Origin of the sequence: Clostridium sp. JN-1 (genome assembly GCF_003718715.1) — a bacterium.
GTDB lineage: Bacteria > Bacillota > Clostridia > Clostridiales > Clostridiaceae > Clostridium_AV.
In genome coordinates this window covers 2,640,061-2,659,826 of the sequence record NZ_CP033465.1, presented here as the reverse complement: position 1 = coordinate 2,659,826, position 19,766 = coordinate 2,640,061, and the positions used below count along the sequence as shown (strand labels likewise).

Annotated in this window: 21 protein-coding genes, 1 tRNA gene and 1 other annotated feature; of the genes, 11 read left to right on the top strand and 11 right to left on the bottom strand. The window is 29.3% G+C overall.

Translation table 11 applies throughout. The annotated features are described in order from the left end of the window. Positions 1-413: 413 nt before the first annotated feature. The 3 genes from EBB51_RS12775 to EBB51_RS12765 all read left to right on the top strand — a co-directional run bounded on the left by EBB51_RS12775 (position 414) and on the right by EBB51_RS12765 (position 3,113). Complete coding sequence (locus EBB51_RS12775) at positions 414-2,045, top strand: hypothetical protein (protein ID WP_123054802.1); 1,632 nt, start codon at positions 414-416, stop codon at positions 2,043-2,045. Positions 2,046-2,154: 109 nt separating this feature from the next. Beyond that, the gene (locus tag EBB51_RS12770; RefSeq protein ID WP_123054801.1) at positions 2,155-2,415 is read left to right on the top strand and encodes an EscU/YscU/HrcU family type III secretion system export apparatus switch protein; all 261 of its coding nucleotides are present in this window, start codon (positions 2,155-2,157) and stop codon (positions 2,413-2,415) included. Between the two features lie 11 nt (positions 2,416-2,426). Further along, on the top strand, positions 2,427-3,113 hold the full coding sequence (locus tag EBB51_RS12765) for a metallophosphoesterase (RefSeq protein ID WP_123054800.1): 687 nt from the start codon (positions 2,427-2,429) through the stop codon (positions 3,111-3,113). Positions 3,114-3,166: 53 nt separating this feature from the next. Here EBB51_RS12765 and EBB51_RS12760 read toward each other — a convergent pair whose 3' ends face one another. After that, on the bottom strand, positions 3,167-4,039 hold the full coding sequence (locus EBB51_RS12760; RefSeq protein WP_123054799.1) for a DUF2225 domain-containing protein: 873 nt from the start codon (positions 4,037-4,039) through the stop codon (positions 3,167-3,169). A gap of 188 nt (positions 4,040-4,227) precedes the next feature. Here EBB51_RS12760 and EBB51_RS12755 point away from each other — a divergent pair, with 188 nt between their 5' ends. Further along, positions 4,228-5,016, top strand: a complete 789-nt coding sequence (locus EBB51_RS12755; protein WP_123054798.1) for a GTP pyrophosphokinase family protein — start codon at positions 4,228-4,230, stop codon at positions 5,014-5,016. Between the two features lie 30 nt (positions 5,017-5,046). On the opposite strand, the gene leuS is transcribed toward EBB51_RS12755, so the two are convergent. The 6 genes from leuS to EBB51_RS12725 all read right to left on the bottom strand — a co-directional run bounded on the left by leuS (position 5,047) and on the right by EBB51_RS12725 (position 10,662). Beyond that, the gene (leuS, locus tag EBB51_RS12750) at positions 5,047-7,485 is read right to left on the bottom strand and encodes a leucine--tRNA ligase (RefSeq protein WP_123054797.1); all 2,439 of its coding nucleotides are present in this window, start codon (positions 7,483-7,485) and stop codon (positions 5,047-5,049) included. A 113-nt stretch (positions 7,486-7,598) separates the two neighbouring features. Next, positions 7,599-7,801, bottom strand: a binding site (T-box leader). A 136-nt stretch (positions 7,802-7,937) separates the two neighbouring features. Next, positions 7,938-8,012, bottom strand: a tRNA-Gln gene (locus EBB51_RS12745). A gap of 56 nt (positions 8,013-8,068) precedes the next feature. Next, positions 8,069-8,584: a hypothetical protein gene (locus EBB51_RS12740; RefSeq protein WP_123054796.1), complete on the bottom strand. Its 516-nt coding sequence runs from the start codon at positions 8,582-8,584 to the stop codon at positions 8,069-8,071. 18 nt (positions 8,585-8,602) lie between these two features. Further along, a complete protein-coding gene (locus tag EBB51_RS12735) occupies positions 8,603-9,205 on the bottom strand; it encodes a DnaJ domain-containing protein (RefSeq protein WP_123054795.1) in 603 nt (200 codons plus the stop codon). Next, a complete protein-coding gene (locus EBB51_RS12730; RefSeq protein ID WP_123054794.1) occupies positions 9,189-10,070 on the bottom strand; it encodes a DUF5685 family protein in 882 nt (293 codons plus the stop codon). The genes EBB51_RS12735 and EBB51_RS12730 overlap by 17 nt, the downstream gene beginning before the upstream one ends. 55 nt (positions 10,071-10,125) lie before the next feature. Beyond that, a complete protein-coding gene (locus EBB51_RS12725; protein ID WP_123054793.1) occupies positions 10,126-10,662 on the bottom strand; it encodes a CYTH domain-containing protein in 537 nt (178 codons plus the stop codon). Positions 10,663-10,815: 153 nt separating this feature from the next. Between EBB51_RS12725 and EBB51_RS12720 the strand changes: the two genes are divergently transcribed. Beyond that, positions 10,816-11,313: a DUF6106 family protein gene (locus tag EBB51_RS12720; RefSeq protein ID WP_123054792.1), complete on the top strand. Its 498-nt coding sequence runs from the start codon at positions 10,816-10,818 to the stop codon at positions 11,311-11,313. 67 nt (positions 11,314-11,380) lie between these two features. Here the strand turns inward: EBB51_RS12720 and fba are convergent, their stop codons facing one another. From fba to EBB51_RS12705, 3 genes are all read right to left on the bottom strand, one after another. Continuing rightward, positions 11,381-12,304, bottom strand: a complete 924-nt coding sequence (gene fba / locus EBB51_RS12715) for a class II fructose-1,6-bisphosphate aldolase (protein ID WP_123054791.1) — start codon at positions 12,302-12,304, stop codon at positions 11,381-11,383. A gap of 184 nt (positions 12,305-12,488) precedes the next feature. Then, complete coding sequence (locus EBB51_RS12710) at positions 12,489-12,869, bottom strand: DUF4363 family protein (RefSeq protein WP_123054790.1); 381 nt, start codon at positions 12,867-12,869, stop codon at positions 12,489-12,491. Between the two features lie 41 nt (positions 12,870-12,910). Continuing rightward, on the bottom strand, positions 12,911-13,597 hold the full coding sequence (locus tag EBB51_RS12705) for a DUF421 domain-containing protein (RefSeq protein WP_123054789.1): 687 nt from the start codon (positions 13,595-13,597) through the stop codon (positions 12,911-12,913). Between the two features lie 178 nt (positions 13,598-13,775). On the opposite strand from EBB51_RS12705, the gene EBB51_RS12700 reads away from it, so the two are divergent. Both EBB51_RS12700 and EBB51_RS12695 read left to right on the top strand, forming a co-directional pair. Further along, positions 13,776-15,437, top strand: a complete 1,662-nt coding sequence (locus EBB51_RS12700; protein WP_123054788.1) for a nucleoside kinase — start codon at positions 13,776-13,778, stop codon at positions 15,435-15,437. A gap of 199 nt (positions 15,438-15,636) precedes the next feature. Continuing rightward, positions 15,637-16,020, top strand: a complete 384-nt coding sequence (locus EBB51_RS12695) for a hypothetical protein (protein ID WP_123054787.1) — start codon at positions 15,637-15,639, stop codon at positions 16,018-16,020. 59 nt (positions 16,021-16,079) lie between these two features. On the opposite strand, the gene pssA is transcribed toward EBB51_RS12695, so the two are convergent. Next, positions 16,080-16,625, bottom strand: coding sequence for a CDP-diacylglycerol--serine O-phosphatidyltransferase (pssA, locus tag EBB51_RS12690; RefSeq protein ID WP_123054786.1), 546 nt, complete (start codon positions 16,623-16,625; stop codon positions 16,080-16,082). Positions 16,626-16,842: 217 nt separating this feature from the next. Between pssA and EBB51_RS12685 the strand changes: the two genes are divergently transcribed. The 4 genes from EBB51_RS12685 to EBB51_RS12670 all read left to right on the top strand — a co-directional run bounded on the left by EBB51_RS12685 (position 16,843) and on the right by EBB51_RS12670 (position 19,742). Next, positions 16,843-17,502: a TVP38/TMEM64 family protein gene (locus EBB51_RS12685; protein WP_123054785.1), complete on the top strand. Its 660-nt coding sequence runs from the start codon at positions 16,843-16,845 to the stop codon at positions 17,500-17,502. Positions 17,503-17,572: 70 nt separating this feature from the next. After that, the gene (locus EBB51_RS12680) at positions 17,573-18,001 is read left to right on the top strand and encodes a CBS domain-containing protein (RefSeq protein ID WP_123054784.1); all 429 of its coding nucleotides are present in this window, start codon (positions 17,573-17,575) and stop codon (positions 17,999-18,001) included. A gap of 132 nt (positions 18,002-18,133) precedes the next feature. Beyond that, positions 18,134-19,024 (top strand): YegS/Rv2252/BmrU family lipid kinase, encoded by an 891-nt coding sequence (locus tag EBB51_RS12675; RefSeq protein WP_123054783.1) that lies wholly within the window; start codon positions 18,134-18,136, stop codon positions 19,022-19,024. 64 nt (positions 19,025-19,088) lie between these two features. Then, positions 19,089-19,742 (top strand): hypothetical protein, encoded by a 654-nt coding sequence (locus EBB51_RS12670; RefSeq protein ID WP_123054782.1) that lies wholly within the window; start codon positions 19,089-19,091, stop codon positions 19,740-19,742. Positions 19,743-19,766: the final 24 nt, after the last annotated feature.

Genomic DNA, 19,766 nt, shown 5'->3' with positions numbered 1-19,766 from the left:
AGAAGGAGGATTTTTCTCCGCTGCGCTTCGAAAAATCTTTAATTAAATTTTTGATAGCTCGTTTCGCTGAAGCGAAACATTGTGTAACTATGAGAACATATCTAGATTTGTGTAAATCAAATCTAGATATGTTCTTTTATTTCTCAGAAGTAATCTCCTAAGTAAGCAATTATTTAAAAATCATAGATTTTAGATGCTTGCTTAAGTGATGTTTTGCATTAGCAAAACAAACTTAAAAAATAAATTAGTTTTCTGACGTAAGGAAGAAAACTTACCTTCTTTGTCAATTGTTCTTTGTCCTCTGTCCTCTGATTTTGTCCTCTATTTTTTTAAAAGTATATGCTTAACATTTAAAGATGTACGATAATATATAGAGTTATAAATGCAATTCTTATAATATTGGAGGTGAAAATATGCCTGGAATTTTGAATGTAAGTGGTGCTTATGATGTAAATACTAGAAAACTCTTTAAGAAGTTGACATTTGAAGTAGGACAGGACTTTATGGCTAGGGTTATAAATGTTAAGAAATTAGAAGGTGAAGTGCTGTTAAAACTTATTGATGGGTGGAAGTTTTCTGCAAAACTTGAAAATGATTTAGATAAATTGCCAGGGGGTTTGGTGAAGTTTCAAGTAGAAGGATATGAAGATGGGCAGATCAAACTTAAGATAGTCAGTAATACAAATGATACCTTAGGCGAAAGTAACCTTAAAGAATCATTTGATTCTATATTATCAAAATCTGATATAAGTGTTACTAAAGATGATTACCCAGTATTATATAAAATGGTAAAACATGATATACCCCTTACAAAAGATAATATATCGTATGTTAAGACGCTTACAGATTTTACAGAGAAGTTAAAAGAACCTGGTGAGGAAGATAATTTTATAAGTAACTACATAAAAAGTAAAGGTATACCGAATAAAGATGCAAGAGCTCAAGATATAAGGAATGTTTTAAAAAGTTTTTTTAGTGAATTCAAAGGTCTATCTTTAGATGGCTTACTTACTTTTATAGAAAATAAAATAGATTTATCTAAAGTAAATATAAAAAGTTTTAACGAGATTTTTAATGGCTCACTTAAAATATACAATGATGCCCAAAGTATAAATGATGCTGTGAATTCAACAAATAATGTAAATCCTAAGGATTCAAGAAATATGTTTTTAGGTAAAAACATAGATGTTATTTTAAGTGGAAAAGGCGGTCAGGATGTTCAAGATCAAAGTGTTTCAAGTCAGGGCGAACAAGTTGATATTTCTAAAGATATGAAAGGACAAAATCTAGAAAACCTGAACCCTAAAGGTGATAAGAGTGTAAAAGATGATTCATTGAATTCTACTAAGAATATGAACTTAGATAATTCAGATGTAAAAGTTGAAAAGAAAAGTGATTTTAATATAAAGCAAAATGATGATTTCACAAATGTTCAAAAACCTGAAGCCTTAGGCAACCAAAAAGATATTAAAATTCATAAGGGCTTGAATGTTTTAGTTGATGAAATAAAGCAGCAAATAAATGAAAAAACAGAACATGTAAAAAATATAATAAAATCAGTAATGGATAAAAGTAATGATACAAATTTAGAAAATTATAATAACCTAACTGCTGTTTTAGATAAAAATATAAATGATTTTAAAGTTTTCAACACTGTTTCAAATCAATACTATTATATGGACTTACCTTTAAATATAGATAACTATGAGTATAACTTTAAGCTTATGGTAAAGGATGATAGAAAAAAAGGTAAAAAGTTAGATTCTACTGATTTAAAAATAGCAGCTTCGGTAAATACTGAAAATATTGGAGTTGTAGATGCTTATATAGCTGTAAATAAATCAAATATGAAAGTAGATATAAAGTGTGATTCCAACTGGGTTCAATTTTTAGATAAGGGAAAAGATATAATAACTAATCAATTGACGGAAATGGGTTACAATACATATATATCTGTAGATAAGAGAAAAGAAGAAATGAATTTAGTAAATTGTAGAGATTTTTTTGAAGATAAGCATGCAAGTATGATAAATGTAAGAGCTTAATGTTTACAATAATATAATAACAATTTATAATTAAGTTACACTTTGATACGTGTATTTAATAATTGAAATTAACTAGGTAACTATTACTTATGGGATAGGAGTGTTTTCTGTGGATAAAAGAAAGAAGGCTGCAGCTTTAAGATATGAAGAAGGATATGAAGCACCAATGGTTACTGCAGCTGGTATGGGATATGTTGCAGATAAAATAATAGAAAACGCAAAAAATAGTAATGTACCTATAGTATATGATGAAGAGTTATCAAATCTTTTGACAAATGTTGATGTGGGAAATGCTATTCCAATGGAATTATATGATGCAGTTGCGAAGGTAATAGCTTATATTATGAGTATGGATAAAAAGATAAAATAGAAGGTGATTTAGTGGCTTTATTTGCTATATCAGATTTACATTTAGACTTAAATGGTGAAAAGCCTATGGATGTATTCGGAGAAAACTGGCATAAACATGATGAAAAGCTGAAAAAAAATTGGATGGCTAAGATTAAAGATGAAGATACAGTAATGATTGCAGGCGATATATCATGGTCTATAAAAATAGAAAATGGAATGCAGGATTTAGATTGGATTCACAGCTTGCCAGGTAATAAGATTATGATTAAAGGAAATCATGATTACTGGTGGAGCAGTATTACTAAGTTAAATAATTTATATGACGATATGAAATTTATTCAAAATAACTTCTTTACTTATAACGATTATGCAATCTGCGGAACTAGGGGATGGATACTTCCCGAAAGTGAGAACTTTTCTGAGCACGATAAAAAGATATACAATAGAGAAATAATAAGACTGAGGCTGTCATTAGATTCAGCAGCAAAACAAGGTTTCAATAAATTTATTTGTATGATTCATTATCCACCTGTAAGTGAAAAACTTGCGGAATCCGGATTTACGCAAGTTTTTGAAGAGTACAACGTAAGTAAGGTTATATATGGTCATTTACATGGAACTTCAACATCCAGGGCATTAAATGGTGAATTTAACAATGTAAAATACTTACTAACTTCAAGTGATTTTTTAAAATTTGATCCTGTAAAAATTTTATAAATTAAAATCCTGACAATTAGAATAATATGATGTGTTAATTGTCAGGATTTTAATTATTTAAAGAATTTAGAAAGAAACCCTTTCTTTTTAGAATTATTTTCTTCTTCAAAATTATCTATATCATCTTTTTCGCGGGGATTTAATATTTCTGTTATAAGATCTTTTTGATCGCGAGCTAGATCTTTAATTCGAGGAGGTACTCCCCTGCCAGTAATAACATTACCAAACCATTTTAATGCTTCATCTGTATTCCCAAGTCTTCTATTAAGTTCTCCTATAAGATAAACAAATGTATATCTATCCATACCGTATATAGGAAAATCTTCATTTGAATAAGCTTGATTAAAACCTTCAAGAGCATTTTTTATGAAATTTAATTCATTGTCACTATCATTTAAAAGCCTATACATCCATGCGATTTTCAGACAATTCATAGCCTTTTGACTGGCTTTTGCACTTATTGCATAATAGCTTAACAAAGATAACTTGTACCTTTCTATAGCTATATTTACGTCATATACATCTGGATAAGTTCTGCTGTGCCACTTTGGTCTGATTTTTTCATTTATAGCATCTATTTGATGTCCTCTTATTTTATAAAAGTCACTTTTTATTGATGAATAACCACATTTATTGCATACCCATACATCATAAAAGTATGGATTTACAAGTGAATACCTTATGAAAAAATCCGAATCCCTTTTTATAATCCTGTATGCTGAAGCTTTTACTGCTTTTGCTTTAAAAACATTTTCGCAAATAGGGCAGGTAACTTTTTTATCATATAATAGAAGCTTTTCATTATCAGCTTCTGATTCTTGCTTGGGAGATTCCTCTTCATTTTCACTTTTTTTATTATACAAGTCGACATTGCCTATGTCATTAAACCCCAGATATTCAAGACCTGAAAATATATCTTTTGACATTACGATATCACCTACATTATTTTTTTACTTAACTACATTATATCAAAAAAGATAGTAAAGTTGTAATTTTTTATATATAGGTGAAATAGAGAGTAATATATTTTGTATGTGCTTATAATGAATTAAAAGTAGTAGTATAATATAAGTGTTAACGTTATTATAGGAATATTGAGCAACAGGAGGTCATAATGGCTATAAAGGAATGGAAAGGTTTTTTGATACCTTATGAACAAGCAGTAGATGAACTAAAAGTTAAATTTAGGAGTATAAGAAGAGAATATAGGAAGAGAAATGAATATTCACCTATAGAATTTGTTACAGGAAGAGTTAAAGAAATATCCAGCATAATAGATAAGGCTAATAAGTTAGATATACCATTTGATAGGGTAGGATATGAGATGGAGGATATAGCTGGGGTCAGAGTTATGTGCCAGTTTGTTGATGACATTGAAAAAGTCGTTGAGATAATGAGAAAAAGAAAAGATATGCAGATAATGTATGAAAAGAATTATATATCAAATGTAAAAGAAAGTGGATACAGGAGTCATCATGTTATTATAAAATACCCTGTTAATATGTCAGATGGAGAAAAGGATATTTTAGCAGAATTTCAAATAAGAACTCTTGCTATGAATTTTTGGGCTACTATAGAACATTCATTAAATTATAAATATAAGCACGAGATTCCACAAGACATAAAATTAAAATTAAAAACAGCAGCAGATGCTGCATTTCAATTGGATGAACAGATGTTAGAAATTAAAGATGAGATTAAAGACGCTCAAAAATTGTTCGAAGTAAAATCAAGTTTGGTTTCTAATATAATGAATAATATATTAACTCTATCTTCCATGGGAAAGTTTACAGAAGCCACAAGGTATCAAACTCAAATAAATAAATTAATAGAAGAAGGAGAAGTGTTTGAGTTATCAAGTCTTTTAAGGGATACTGAAAAAACATTACAAATGTATAAATAAGAAATAAGGAGTTTTATAACTCCTTATTTCTTATTTAGCTACTATATTTACAAGCCTTCCTTTAACCACAATTATCTTTTTAACTTCTTTGTTTTCGATATCTTTTTTAATAGTTTCGTTTTCTACAGCAGCTTTCTTTATCTCATCTACAGATAATTTAGTAGATATATTGATTTTAGTTTTTATCTTACCATTAATCTGAATAGCAATTTCAACTTCATCCTTAACAAGTGCTTTAGGATCAAAATCAGGCCATTTTTGATTGAATATTGAATATGGCATATCTTGAAGTTCCCACTGCTCTTCAGCAAAGTGAGGTGCAAATGGAGCTAAAAGTTTCAAAAAGTCTGTAACACAATCTTTTAAGAATTTAGCATTTTTAACTTCTTCAGATATATACTTTGAAAGTGCATTTGTATATTCCATAAGCCTTGCTATGGAAGTGTTAAATTGGAACTTTGCTGCATCTTGGGATATAGAATGAATTGAAAAGTTTCTTACGTAATTCAATTCTTTTTCTGCATCACCAAAATTATTGTTATCATTTGCATGATTATTTATTTCATCTTTGCATGATTTTAATAATCTATCTACCCTATCTATATACCTGGACATTGAATTTACACCATCATCGCTCCAGGCACCACCTTCACTGTAATCAAAACCAAACATCAAATACATTCTAAATACATCAGCACCAAATTTTTGTATATAATCATCTGGTGAAATTGTATTTCCCTTAGATTTACTCATTTTTTGTCCGTCAGGTCCTAGTATTAATCCTTGATGCCTTAAGGATAAAAATGGTTCATCGAAGTTTACATATCCCATGTCTCTTAATGCTTTAGTTATAAATCTAGCGTATAAAAGATGCATACAAGCGTGTTCTGGACCGCCAACATACATATCTACAGGAAGTATTCTATTTATCTTTTCAGTATCAAAAGGTTTTTCACTGTTCTTATTGTCTGCGTATCTTAGGTAATACCATGAAGAACATACGAAAGTATCTAAAGTATCTGCTTCTCTTCTAGCTGGTTTTCCACATATAGGACAAGTAGTATTCATAAATTCTTCTGATTTTGAAAGTGGTGATTTTCCATCAGGTGAAAATTCAACATTATATGGCAGCTCTACAGGAAGCTGATCTTCTGGTACAGGTACAATTCCGCAGTCATCACAATAAATTATAGGAATAGGAGTACCCCAATATCTCTGTCTTGAAATTAACCAGTCCCTTAATCTATAATTTATTTTCCAGGAACCTAAATTATCCTTCTCAAGTTTTGCTACAACGGCTTCTTTTCCCTCATCAGTATATAATCCATTAAATTCATTACTGTTTATCATCTTACCATGTTCAACATATGGAAGCTTTTCTCCACCTTCTATAACTCTTTCTATAGGAAGTTTATATTTTGTTGCAAAAGCAAAATCTCTTTCATCGTGAGCTGGAACTGCCATTACAGCACCAGTTCCATATGTATTCAATACATAATCTGCAGCCCAGATAGGCACCTTTCTTCCGTTTATAGGATTTACAGCATATGAACCTGTAAATACACCAGTCTTTTCTCTAGTTAAAGACTGTCTTTCAATTTCAGATTGGGCATTTGCTTGTTTCTTATATTCTTCGAGGGCTTCCTTATATTCAGGAGTTGTAATTTGATCTACTAATTTATTTTCAGGAGCTAGAACAACATATGTAACTCCAAACAATGTATCTACTCTAGTTGTAAACACTTTGAAATCTAAATTTGAGTTAGCTATTTTAAATGTTACCTCTGCACCCTTGGATTTACCAATCCAGTGTCTTTGCATAGCCTTTGTCTTTTGAGGCCAATCAAGATCATCTAATTTTTCAAGTAACTCATCTGCATACTTTGTGATTTTTAAGAACCATTGAGTTAAGTCCTTTTTAACTACCTCGGTATCACATCTTTCACATCTACCTTCAACAACCTGTTCATTTGCAAGGACAGTATTGCAGCTAGGACACCAATTTACTGGAGCTTTACTTCTATAAGCCAATCCATGTTTGTAAAGTTGTAAGAATAACCATTGATTCCATTTATAATATTCAGGAAGACATGTTATTACTTCATTTTCCCAATTAAACATAGCGCCCATTGCCTTTAATTGCTTTTCCATTGTGGCTATGTTTTTCATTGTAGAGTCTTTAGGATGAATTCCTGTTTTTATAGCGTAGTTTTCAGCAGGAAGACCAAAAGCATCGAAACCCATTGGTTGAAATACATTGTATCCCTGCATTCTTTTCATTCTAGCCCAAGAATCTACAGGACCATAGTTAAACCAGTGACCTGCATGTAATCTGCTGCCAGAAGGATAAGAGAACATTTCTAGTGTATAAAGTTTTTTACCGGGATTTTTTTCATCAAATTTATATATTTCAGATTCTTCCCACTTTTTTTGCCACTTCTCATCAGTTTTAGTGCCGTAGTTTCCCATAATATCTCTCCTTTAATCTTTGTTGTTTATCTATAACATTTTAAGTAAAAAAGCATTACTTATGCCAGTTGTTAAAAAATACCTTGAAATAAAAAAAGCCCTTCACATCTCGTAAAAGAGACGAAAAGCTTGATTCCGCGGTACCACTCTAATTAAATCTTAAAAAGATTTCACTTAAAAATATAACGGTTTTATCCGTATCTGTTTTTACAGATAAGCTCTGAGGTAAGTTCATATTACATCAACACTGCCTTTCAGCAAATGACAGTTCTCTTAAGATGATGTACAAATTACTGCTCCTCTTCAAAGCACATATACATGATCTATTATAATTTATATAATAATGATTTTATAATAATGGAAATACTTTGTCAAGCAGTTATTTAACCCTAGTTTAGAAGGTTTTTTGAAATGTAAAATAAAAGAACCCTTCAAAGAAAAGTTCCTAAAAATGGCTGCCCATGCTGGATTCGAACCAACAGATGCCTGCTCCAGAGGCAGGTGCCTTACCGTTTGGCGAATGGGCAATATATAATATTTTAACTTCTCAACACTAGATATTATACCAAAATGAAATGATATGTCAATACCTTTTTTTGTGAAATCTATTATATACATAATTTATAAATAAAGTTACAGCATAATCGTAAAGTATAAATACAATTTGCATTAAGATTAAAATCCAGTAAAAAGGAATTTTGAATTTAAATAAATTTGTTACAAATAATCTATAAGTTAAGTACATAAAAACTATGCATGAGTTAAAAAACACCAATTTAAGTAGTAATTCTATATACAATTTACGAAGTTTTTCTATATAGTACTTAACAATTCCATATAGTCCAAAGAAAATTATGTATAGTATAACTGAAGACTTAATTCCACCTATAAGCAGTGATAAAAGTGAGGTAGACACATAGACTGTTAATGCACTTTTAAGACCTGAGTCTATAACACACAAAGGTATTATACAAGAAGCAATTACAAGTAAAAATAATTTATTTACTGGAATTATTGTACTTAAATAAACAAGTATAACTCCAACGGCAGTAAATAGACCACCCTTAGCTATATATGATGATTTATTAACTTTGTGCATAAAGTATACACTTCCTTTTTAACAACAACTTATAAAATCCCCACCACTGCATTCGCAGCAGCAGTCCATACAATATAATGTTGAACAAATGTTACAAATATCGGAATCATTTCTCCTATTATTATAGTAAGGCTGTCTATAAGATGTATTTAAATTATTCAATCTATTTAAAGCTTCTCTATACTTCATGTTGTAAGGCTCCAAACGGCATGCTGTATTTAAATTATTAAGGGCATCATTGTACCATCTGCGCTGAAGGTTAACTAATCCCATAAGATAATTCCATTCAGCATCTCTTGTATTAATTTTATTTAACTTTTGCCCTGCAAAAGCAAAGTTTCCATTTCTAATATCCATTTCTATTTCTGAATATATATTTGAGTTATTGTAATTGTTACCTTCAGTACGGCTGCTTGAATAACTAGCACTTTGAGGTGGATTTTTCATAAGGTAATCATAAGCCTCATTTATTTCTCTCATTTTATCTTCAGCAAGATCCTTTAATGGATTATTACCATATTGATCAGGATGAAATTTTTTAGCTAATTTCCTATAAGCACTTTTTATTTCGTCTTTTGAGGCATTTTCACTTACATCAAGTGTTTCATATGGATTTTTCATTGTTGTAAACACTCCTTTTAAATACTTTATCCATTTTTTCCATCAATCCGAATTGCAAAATGTTGTTTAATAAATCTATGTTTTTATTTAAAGGCAGCTTATTTAAAATTGACAAACATTGTGATGCACAAGAAACTAAAATAAAGTCGACTTGTTTTTCTATATTCTTAGAAAAAGTTTTACAGTCAAGATTTTCTCTATTAAAACAAGCATTTATAGCATTAAATTTATTATTTTTAACATCTTTCTCTAAATCATCCCATGCGTCCATTATGTAAATCCACTTTCCAAGATTATAACCCAGCCAGTATAAATCATTTTTATTTTGATCATCTTTATATGAACATAAAATAAATCCTGTAAGTTCTGCAAAAGGATGAGAAATACTATCTATGGATTTATTATCATCATTTGATGACTCAAGTAAATTTAATTTGTTTAGTTCCTTTTCTATATGACTTAGATGATCTTTTAAGCTCAATGGAATACTTTTTCTGTAATTCTTAAAAAATGTACAGAAAACTTTACTCTTTATAGATGCATCATCTTTAACATTATCCAAAAGTTTGTAGTAACCTAAAATCACATTGCAGAAAGCTGCATATCTTAAACAATTGTTATCATTAACTATAATTTTCTTCTTAAAAAAGTGAAATGAACAAACTTGTTTACGGTAAATTGTTCTCTCTCCATATAGGGAATCAAGCAGTATAGCTAAAAATGTCATATCATAGTTGAGGGAAAGTCTTGGTATATTACCTATGTTGAGCTTTATAGACTTACATAGACCGCAGTAATAAGCTTTAAATTTTTCATAATCCTTAATTTTTAACTCCATTTTACATGGAGTAACATAGCCAAACATGAATCATTCTCCATTCGTAGTTACCTATCTATCAAAATTTATTATTTTAAATTTACTATTTTTTTAACTGCTCAAGTATCTCATATATCGTTTGAGAAGTAGTATCCTTCATAGTATAACCCAAAAGAAGAACTATTTGTTCGAGTTCATTTTCATCTGATGTCTCAATTTCTATATAAGGAAAAGGACAAAAACTTTTATCATTTATGTCTATTTCAATTAAGCTGTTCTTATATTTATAACTTTCTCTGTACTTTTTTATGGAATTTACTAATTTAAGACCAAGGGATTCAAATATTTTTTCTCCAGCTTTGGCATCCAGGATCTCCGTTTCATTTTCTGCCATAACTTTAAACTTATCTTGACTCAATAGTTTCTTCGTAGTCATAAAGTAATGAGTAGAACTGTTAAGCATATCTTGAATTACACGTATTCTGGCATATCCCTTATCTTTTATAAGTCTTCTATCTTTAAAATCATATATATTGTTGATTTGATTTTCTTGTTTTACCTTTACTGCATTTACGTTTTTTAATTTTGATATTATATAATTTACATCTATATTGATTATTCTAGTTTCAAATTCTTTCATAAAAAGGGCACCTCTTAATATACTAAAGTAATAACAATTGTTGCAATACAAATTAATAATATTATATCATATATGTATGGGAATTTGTGTGTGAAAAAAGTGTAACAATTTATTACAAATGCAAAGTTTAAATTTTGGAAAGGAGGGATATATGTGGACAACAAATATAATCAACTTGTTACTACATATAAAACAGTTCAATACAGAAGTATAAACTTTATAGTTGTTATGGGCATAATTCTAGCAATTTGGATGTTACTCTTTGGACAAGTAGTACCAGCAGTTATTTTAATAATTGCAGCTGCAGCATCATTTTATTTTAAAAGATATTTATATGTGGAGTATGAATATAAATTTGACAGTGGTAATGTTGAAATATATAAAATAATAGGTAAAAGTATGAGAAAAAAACTTATAGAATTTAATATAAAGGATATAGAAATATTATCGCCTGAATCAAGTAAAAGTTTAAAAGCTCTGGCAAATATACCGCATAAAAAAAAGAATCTTTATCCTGTAACCTCAAAAGAGAAAATTTATGCAGCGATATTGAAATTAAATGATGAGAGAATAAAATTAAGATTTGTACCAGATGAAAAGTTCGTAGAATTGTGTTTTAGGTATAATCGAAATGTTGTAAAAAAATCATAACTTAAAAATAAGTATCCCAACTTTTGCAGTTTAAAAAACTGCAAAAGTTGAGTAAGTATTTATTAAACTATAGTGTATTAGCTGAACCTAAAACATTTTCTATCTTATTTTGAACTAGTTTTTGTATGTTTTCTCTTGCAGGTCCTAAGTATTTTCTAGGATCAAATTCCTTTGGCTTTTCACCAAATACTTTTCTTACGGAAGCTGTCATTGCAAGTCTTATATCGGTATCCATGTTTATCTTACATACTCCCATGGAAGCTGCTTTTCTAAGCATTTCAGTTGGAATTCCTTTAGCTCCTGCAATATTTCCACCATATTTGTTACAAGTTTCAACAGATTCTGGATCTACTGAAGATGCACCGTGAAGAACTATTGGCAAATTAGGCAGCTTATTTTGAACTTCTTCAAGTATATCAAATCTTAATTTTGCTTCTCCAGCAAATTTATATGCACCGTGGCTTGTTCCTATAGCTATAGCTAATGAATCAACGCCAGTTCTTTCTACGAAGTCTTTAGCTTGGTCTGGATCTGTATAAATGTGAACATCACTCTTAACATCATCTTCTACTCCAGCTAAAACTCCAAGCTCAGCTTCAACAACAACTCCACGAGCATGAGCATATTCTACAACTTCTTTAGTCTTAGCTACATTTTCTTCATATGGAAAATGAGAGCCATCGAACATTACAGAAGTAAAACCAGTTTCTATAGCAAGTTTTACAGTTTCAAAATCAGGACCGTGATCTAGATGAAGTGCAAGATCTATTCCAGTGTCTGCTATTGCTGCATCAACCATAGCTTTTAAGTATTTTGGTCCAGCATATTTTAATGCTCCAGATGAAACTTGTAATATAACTGGAGACTTCTCAGCTTTTGCTCCATTTACAACACCTTGAATTATTTCCATGTTGTTGATGTTAAAAGCTCCTATTGCATAATGTCCTTCATATGCTTTTTTAAACATATCTTTAGTAGTAACTAATGCCATTTTATATTCCACCTTCCGAAATAAAATTTTATATTTATAGATATAAATATCTATGAGTAATGATAATATCAAAATGGGCATTCTATGTCCCATAGGGACTTAAAATGATTTACCCTAAATATTATAATCCATCAAGCGAATATTTTCCACTTCTTTATTAATTATAAATCAATTTATATATATTTTAAAATATATTTTGTACATTTACCTTCTCCATATCAGCTATATGCTCCAAGAAAAACTTGAGTACATGTGCTGAAGCAAGAGATTCATCTTTGTTTTTGCACTTTGTGTATTGTGTTAATTTCCATAGTTCATTGTTTATATTATCTATTTCAGCATGATCAACAAATATAGATATAGTATTTGAATACTTATCCCACTTATTTAAAAATTCAATAGAAGTATTATATGCATTGTCAAACGAACCACTATTAATTTGACTTTCTATAGTACTATTTAAAGATTGAAGTTCGTTACATACTTTATTGAGATACATGACAGAAAACATGTTTAAGATTAGCATACATATAAAAAGTGTAAAGGATATAATAACATTTCTCATTAAATCACTCTCCATTTTGCTAATAAATTACTTGCAGGTAATTACTTATTTTTTATATTATCCTTTACTTGGTAATAAAATTCACCTTTTGAGTCAATGAGTGCTATAAACACATCTTTATAGGAGTTTACTTTATTTGATTTCAATTGAGAGTTAAGCCACTTTTCAGTTTTATTTGCAAGTTTTAAGTTACTAGTATTTATTTTACCATCTAAAATTAAAGTTATTGGGAGGGTTTCTTGGACAGCTTTTATTTTTAAATCCTGCTTTGTAACACCAGAGAGCTCAGTTTTAGGAATGATAGAAAGCTGACCGCTTGTTTCTAATATTGCATATTCTATATCTTCCAAATTATAAATATTCTTTAATCTCAATTCTTCTATTAAATCGTTTATATTAACTTTTTGATAATTTAATTCTTTTATATCTATCTTGCCATTTTTTATAAGTATACTTGGTTTTCCATTAAACCAGAGTCTCATTTTTTCACTCTTGAGTTCAAGTATGGAAACTGTAATCTGCAGTATTAGAAGCGTTATTATAGGAATAATTCCATGCATAAGTGGAAGTCTGGTGTCCTGCATAGGCAGTGAAGCAAGTTCAGATATCATTATTGCTATTGCAAGTTCAAATGGCTGCAATTGACCTATCTGCTTTTTACCCATAAGTCGCATTGATATAACAACTACAAGATATAAAATTATAGTTCTAATAAGCACTATAAACAAAAAAATCACCTACCTTTGAGATTAAAGTTATTATTTGTAAACTTATAGCCAAAGTATACTATAATTAAAAATTATCTATTATTTTTAGTTTCTGCAAAGATTCGTAAATTATAGGTTGAAGTTTGAACATTTTAATAAAAGTAAAGTATAATGATAATACAGCAGAAAATTTAAGGGGATGGATTTTGTGTCTAAAATTAGGGTTAACGTGAGCAATAAAAAATTAATAGTTGAAGAGGGAATAGATGCTTATAGTATAATAAAGCAAAGTTTTAAAAGTGATATTCCTATAGTTCTTTCAAAGATTGATGGAAAGTACAGCGAGCTTACAACTCATATTTATGAGGATTGTACCGTGGAACCTGTGGATATAACAAATAGTTTAGCCAATAAGGCATATATAAGAACTTTACAATTTATACTTATAAAATCTGTAATTGATTTATTCCCAGATGCAAAGATTACAATAGAACACTCTATTGAAAAAGCTTTATTTGGAGAAATCCATAAAAAGATTCCGCTAAATGAGGATGATGTAAAGAAAATAAAGCTTAGAATGGACGAAATAATAAAAAAGGACATAACTATAAGGAAGATGTCATTTGATAAAAAAGAAGCTGTAAAAATTTTTGAAAATTACAAAATGTATGATAAGTTAAGGCTTTTAAAACATGTATCTTCGGATAAACTTAAACTTTACGAACTAGATGGGAGATATGATTATTTTTATGGCTCTATGGCATATTCAACAGGAGCTATAAAAGCATTTGATTTACTTTATTATGAACCAGGTTTTATTTTAAGGTATCCTGCAAAGGCAGATCCACTTAAACTGCCTAAGTTTGTTGAACAGAGAAAACTAAGTAAGATATTTTATGAAACGGAACAATGGGGAAACATACTGGGTGTTGGAGATGTTGGTTCATTAAATGACAAAGTAGTAAGTGGAGACATTGGATATATGATAAGAGTAGCTGAAGCACTTCATGAGAAGAAAATTGCATATATAGCAGATGAAATAAACAAGAGGAAAGATGTAAAAATAGTTTTAATAGCAGGGCCATCTTCTTCAGGTAAAACAACATTTGCAAGAAGATTAGGTATTCAGCTTAGAGTTAATGGATTGGTACCAATTCCGATTTCTTTAGATGATTATTTTGTAGATAGAGAACATACACCTAGGGACGAAAATGGAGAATATGATTTTGAATCAATATATGCTCTTGATCTCAATCTATTTAACTCAAACTTACAAGATATTTTAAGCGGAAAAGAAGTGGGACTGCCATTTTTCAATTTTAAAACTGGATGCAGGGAATGGAGAGGAAATAAAATAAAACTTCCTTCAAATGGCTTGATAATAATTGAAGGTATACATGGTTTAAATGAAATGCTTACTTCATCCATACCATATAAAAATAAGTTTAAAATATATATAAGTGCACTCACACAGCTTAATATAGATGATCATAACAGAATAGCTACTACAGATGTAAGAATTCTAAGAAGAATAGTTAGGGATTCTCTATTTAGGGGATATGGTGCAGAAGACACTTTAAAAATGTGGCCTTCCATAAAAAGGGGAGAAGAAAAAAACATATTTGTATTTCAAGAAAATGCAGATGTAATGTTTAATTCAACTTTGGTATATGAGTTATGTGTTCTTAAGAAATATGCATTAAAAGAACTTGAAAAAATAACTCCTGAAAGTCCTGTTTATTATGAAATGTTAAGACTTAAGAGTTTTTTGCATTTCTTTAAAGATGTTGACGTAAATCTTGTACCTGATAATTCAATACTCAGAGAATTTGTAGGAGGCAGTTGTTTTTACAAATATTAAAAGGGACTGTTGCATTAAGTAATTTACATACAATATGTTGTTTTGCAAATTAAAAATCAGTACAACATATTGTATAAATTACTCTTAGTGCGACAGCCCCTTTTTTGTTAAGAAAATTTAATTAAAAATGTATTTTGAATTAAATTTTAATATCGATAGTATATTAGTATTGATATTAAATTTAGTAAGGATGATAATATTGTCTGATAGAAAAATCATGGAAGATTATTGCACAGATATATGCAATTTAGTAGATATATTAAATAAATTAACCAATTCATATAGATTATTAATTGGTGGGGCAGGAGAATTAAACAGTATAGGATTAGCACGTAAAAATCAAATCAGGGACGCTATTGATAGAGCTGTTGATTTAGGTAATATCATAGATAAAGTAATGAAATCTTTAGATAAGTCAAGCTGCGCTTATTTCGATTATTGTGAGTTGAAATGTAAGTTTTTAAATAATAAGGTAATCGAAGCATATGTGCTTACAGAAATAAATGAGGAACTTCAACTTAAGAATCAAGTTAACAATAAACCTGAAGGTAATAATGAAAAAAAAGAAGGCAGCAGCAGTTAAAAAATTAAGAGCTCCTGCACTTACGCAAAAGCTCTTAATCATAATATATAATTGATTAACTAAAATTTCTTAACCCTATGTTTTGAAACCATAAGATAAGACAAAGATGCCATTATCAAAATTGTAATTATGCTGATTCCTGATGGTGCAATATAATTTGGTGTTGAATAAAATGCTGATATCAAACAATATACAGCCATAAACATACCTGCAAAAGTTATAGGAATACCAAAAAATTCTCCATCAAATTCTGTAACATTAAATCTTGCAAGTCTGTATGCTCCTGATATAGGTAATAACAAAGCTATCAAATAACCTGCAAATCCAAGGTTCGAAAAACCAAAAATATTGAATGCAAGTATCGAAGGAGCTACCCCAAAAGAAACCAAATCAGCAAGTGAATCTAATTCCTTTCCTATAGGACTATCGACTTTTAAGAATCTTGCCACTCTACCATCATATCTGTCTGCTAAACATGCAAGTATTATAAAAATAGCTGCTAGTTTAAAGTTTTCCTGAAAAGTCATCATTAATGACAATACACCACAGCCTAAATTAGCAAACGTAAATATATTAGGTACAGCACTTCTAGCCATTTTAACCATTATAATCACTCCTAAAATATAGTAATAAAAACTAATATAAATACAAACAACTAAATCATATTATGACTATTATAACTCATTTAACAAAAATATTTAAGTGTAGATTGCACATTTTTATAGAAAAATTATAAATTTTTTGTTAAAATAATACTTGCTTATGTTTGAAAAGTCATATTTATAATTATAAAAGAATACAATTTGGAGAGTTGAGTATAATATGAAAAATAATAAGAGGATATTAAAGTGTTTAATTACAGCTCTTTTTCTAATGACGGCAGTGTTTTTTATAATAAGTCACAGACATATGATTACAAACTTAAATGTATATAAAATAAGAAACTATATTTTGAGTTATGGAAGGTTTTCTTCAATAATATTTATTATTGCATATTCGTTGAAACCAATAGTATTAGTTGTTCCAGCATCAATTATGTCAATACTTGCAGGAAATATATTTGGGCCATATAAGGCACTATTTTTAAGTATGGTAGGGTGTTTTGGATCTGGCACTATTGGATTTTTTATATCAAGGTTTTTAGGTAAATCTTTTGTTGATAAGTTATTAAAAGGTAAGGCTTTGACGCTGGATTCAAATATTGGAAAGCATGGATTTAAAGTTATGCTTATAATGAGACTATCTTTTATATTCCCATATGATACATTAAGTTTTGCAGCAGGTCTATCAAAGATGAAATATAGGGACTTTATCTTTGGAACTTTAATTGGAATATTTCCAGAAATGATTTCTTACTCATTTATGGGAGAAAGTATTAGGCATCCGTTTTCTATAAGGTTTTTACTTCCAATACTTATGGTGCTTGTTATTGCACTAATTTCATTCTACATATATAAAGCTAGTAACGTTAAGGACAATTGAAAGAATGAATAATAACTAATAGGGAACACTAATTTTAGTTATGAAAATAATAAAAAAGAGGTGTTCTACTATGAAGGTTAAGGAAATAATGACGAGAGAAGTTGTTAGTATTAACTTTAATGACACTATCCAAAGAGCTGCCCAAATAATGAAGGACAATAATGTTGGTTCAGTTCCAGTATGTGATAGTGGAAGAGTAATAGGTGTCGTTACAGACAGGGATATAAGCATAAGGTCTGCAGCTGATGGTAAAGATACGCAAAACCAAACCGTTAGAGACATTATGTCAACAAACCCTGTGATTGGAACTCCTGAAATGGATGTAAAAGAAGCTACAAGAATCATGAGCGAAAGACAGATAAGAAGACTTCCTATAGTTGAAAACAAGAATCTTGTTGGGATTGTTGCACTTGGTGATGTAGCTGTAGAACCAAACCTTCAAAATGAAGCTGAGGGAGCTTTAAACAATATTTCTGAACCAAGTACTCCAGAAATGTAGTAAAATTTAATAATTTGTAAATAAATCCACAAGAACATAAATAAATTCTTGTGGACTTATTATATAAGATGATATAATATAGTAGTTAAATTTACAATAAAGTAAATTTTATTAAAAACAGAGGAGTTTCATATGAAAAAAGTTAAGTTTATATATAATCCATACTGCGGTGAAAGTACCATAATTTCAGATATTGATAAAGTTATAAAAGTTAATCAAAAATATGGATATGAAGTTGTGCCATATAGGATTAGTTTTGAATATGAAATGAGTAATGCATTTGATGATATAGATGATACTTATGAGTACATATTAGTTGCAGGTGGAGATGGAACTATAGATAATGCTGTAAATTGCATGAAAAAACTGAATATAAATTTACCTATAGCTATACTTCCTGTTGGTACTGCTAATGACTTTGCAAAGTTTATTGGTATGCCTCAAGATGTTGAAGCTGCTTGTGAGGGAATATTAAATAGTAAACCTAAAAAGTTAGATTTAGGTAAGATAAACGATAAATATTTTATAAACGTAGCCAGCACAGGGTTATTCACAGATGTGTCCCAGAAAACAGATGTGAATTTAAAAAACACTATGGGAAAACTTGCTTATTACGTAAAGGGAATAGAGCAGCTGCCTAACTTAAGAAAACTCAAGGTAAAGGTTACGTCTAAAGAACAAGTATTTGATGGCTATATGTATTTGATGTTAGTATTTAATGGACAGACTGCAGGAAACTTAAGGCTTGCCTATAAGGCAGAAGCAGATGATGGACTGTTAGATGTACTTATAGTACGAGGCGGCATGATGAAAGATATTATAAGCTTATTTATAAAAATGTTAAAAGGTGAGCACCTTGAAGATGCAGCAGGATTGGTATACTTTAAAACAAATAAATTAGAAATAGAATGCCATGAAGATATTGTTACGGATATAGATGGAGAAAAAGGACCGGATTTCCCACTTGTTATAGAATGTATAAAAGAAGGATTTGAGATTTTAGGTACGAATATATCAAAGTAAATGTAATTTATCTTATAAATTCCTCATATAAATATGAATATAGTAATATTTAGTGGAGGAAAGTGTGATAAAGCTTTATATATATGCTGTTTTATTAATACTAGTTGTTTTACTACTACTAAAGATATTTAAATTAAGTTTTTATTGCCCTAAAAAGATAAAAACTATAGTTATAATAATTGTTTCAGTTATGTCTTTAAGATATATTAGCTTGATTATATTGTTTTTATCATTCAAGATGCAGTATCTATATTTGCTAAAACCTGTATTTTTTATGAACTTTATTGCAGTACCAATTATAGCAATTACTACATTATATATTTTTTTGCGAAAAGACAATATGAGTTTTTCGTATTCTTTTATATTTACAGTTTTACTTACACTTTTGTATGCTGCTGTAATGTATAAATGTATATGCTGCGTTAAAAGTTTAGATTACTGCGGATATACTATAGTTTTTAAAGATAATTGGGTATACTGGGTATACATAGCACTAAATACTTTTATGTTGTTTTTAGCAATGTACTTATTGAACAAGAATAATATTAATAAAGTAGGCATTTATCTTATAATAGCATCATCGTTAATGACTATAATAGAAATGATAACTTGGATTATAGGAGTAAGCTTGCTGCCAGAAAATATAATAGGAGATATCATGTGGATTATATCTCTAATGTATGGAATAAAAAAGGTAGCTAAAATAAATAAGAAATAAGAAATAAGGAAAGAGTATTAGCTT

Excerpts from the sequence above, each read along its gene's own strand:
- EBB51_RS12775 (WP_123054802.1), top strand. The coding sequence starts at position 414 with ATGCCTGGAATTTTGAATGTAAGTGGTGCTTATGATGTAAATACTAGA.
- EBB51_RS12760 (WP_123054799.1), bottom strand. The coding sequence starts at position 4,039 with ATGTCAAAAGATATATTTTCAGGTCTTGAATATCTGGGGTTTAATGAC.
- EBB51_RS12755 (WP_123054798.1), top strand. The coding sequence starts at position 4,228 with ATGGCTATAAAGGAATGGAAAGGTTTTTTGATACCTTATGAACAAGCA.
- leuS (WP_123054797.1), bottom strand. The coding sequence starts at position 7,485 with ATGGGAAACTACGGCACTAAAACTGATGAGAAGTGGCAAAAAAAGTGG.
- EBB51_RS12740 (WP_123054796.1), bottom strand. The coding sequence starts at position 8,584 with ATGCACAAAGTTAATAAATCATCATATATAGCTAAGGGTGGTCTATTT.
- EBB51_RS12735 (WP_123054795.1), bottom strand. The coding sequence starts at position 9,205 with ATGAAAAATCCATATGAAACACTTGATGTAAGTGAAAATGCCTCAAAA.
- EBB51_RS12730 (WP_123054794.1), bottom strand. The coding sequence starts at position 10,070 with ATGTTTGGCTATGTTACTCCATGTAAAATGGAGTTAAAAATTAAGGAT.
- EBB51_RS12725 (WP_123054793.1), bottom strand. The coding sequence starts at position 10,662 with ATGAAAGAATTTGAAACTAGAATAATCAATATAGATGTAAATTATATA.
- fba (WP_123054791.1), bottom strand. The coding sequence starts at position 12,304 with ATGGCATTAGTTACTACTAAAGATATGTTTAAAAAAGCATATGAAGGA.
- EBB51_RS12710 (WP_123054790.1), bottom strand. The coding sequence starts at position 12,869 with ATGAGAAATGTTATTATATCCTTTACACTTTTTATATGTATGCTAATC.
- EBB51_RS12700 (WP_123054788.1), top strand. The coding sequence starts at position 13,776 with ATGGATTTTGTGTCTAAAATTAGGGTTAACGTGAGCAATAAAAAATTA.
- pssA (WP_123054786.1), bottom strand. The coding sequence starts at position 16,625 with ATGGTTAAAATGGCTAGAAGTGCTGTACCTAATATATTTACGTTTGCT.
- EBB51_RS12685 (WP_123054785.1), top strand. The coding sequence starts at position 16,843 with ATGAAAAATAATAAGAGGATATTAAAGTGTTTAATTACAGCTCTTTTT.
- EBB51_RS12680 (WP_123054784.1), top strand. The coding sequence starts at position 17,573 with ATGAAGGTTAAGGAAATAATGACGAGAGAAGTTGTTAGTATTAACTTT.
- EBB51_RS12675 (WP_123054783.1), top strand. The coding sequence starts at position 18,134 with ATGAAAAAAGTTAAGTTTATATATAATCCATACTGCGGTGAAAGTACC.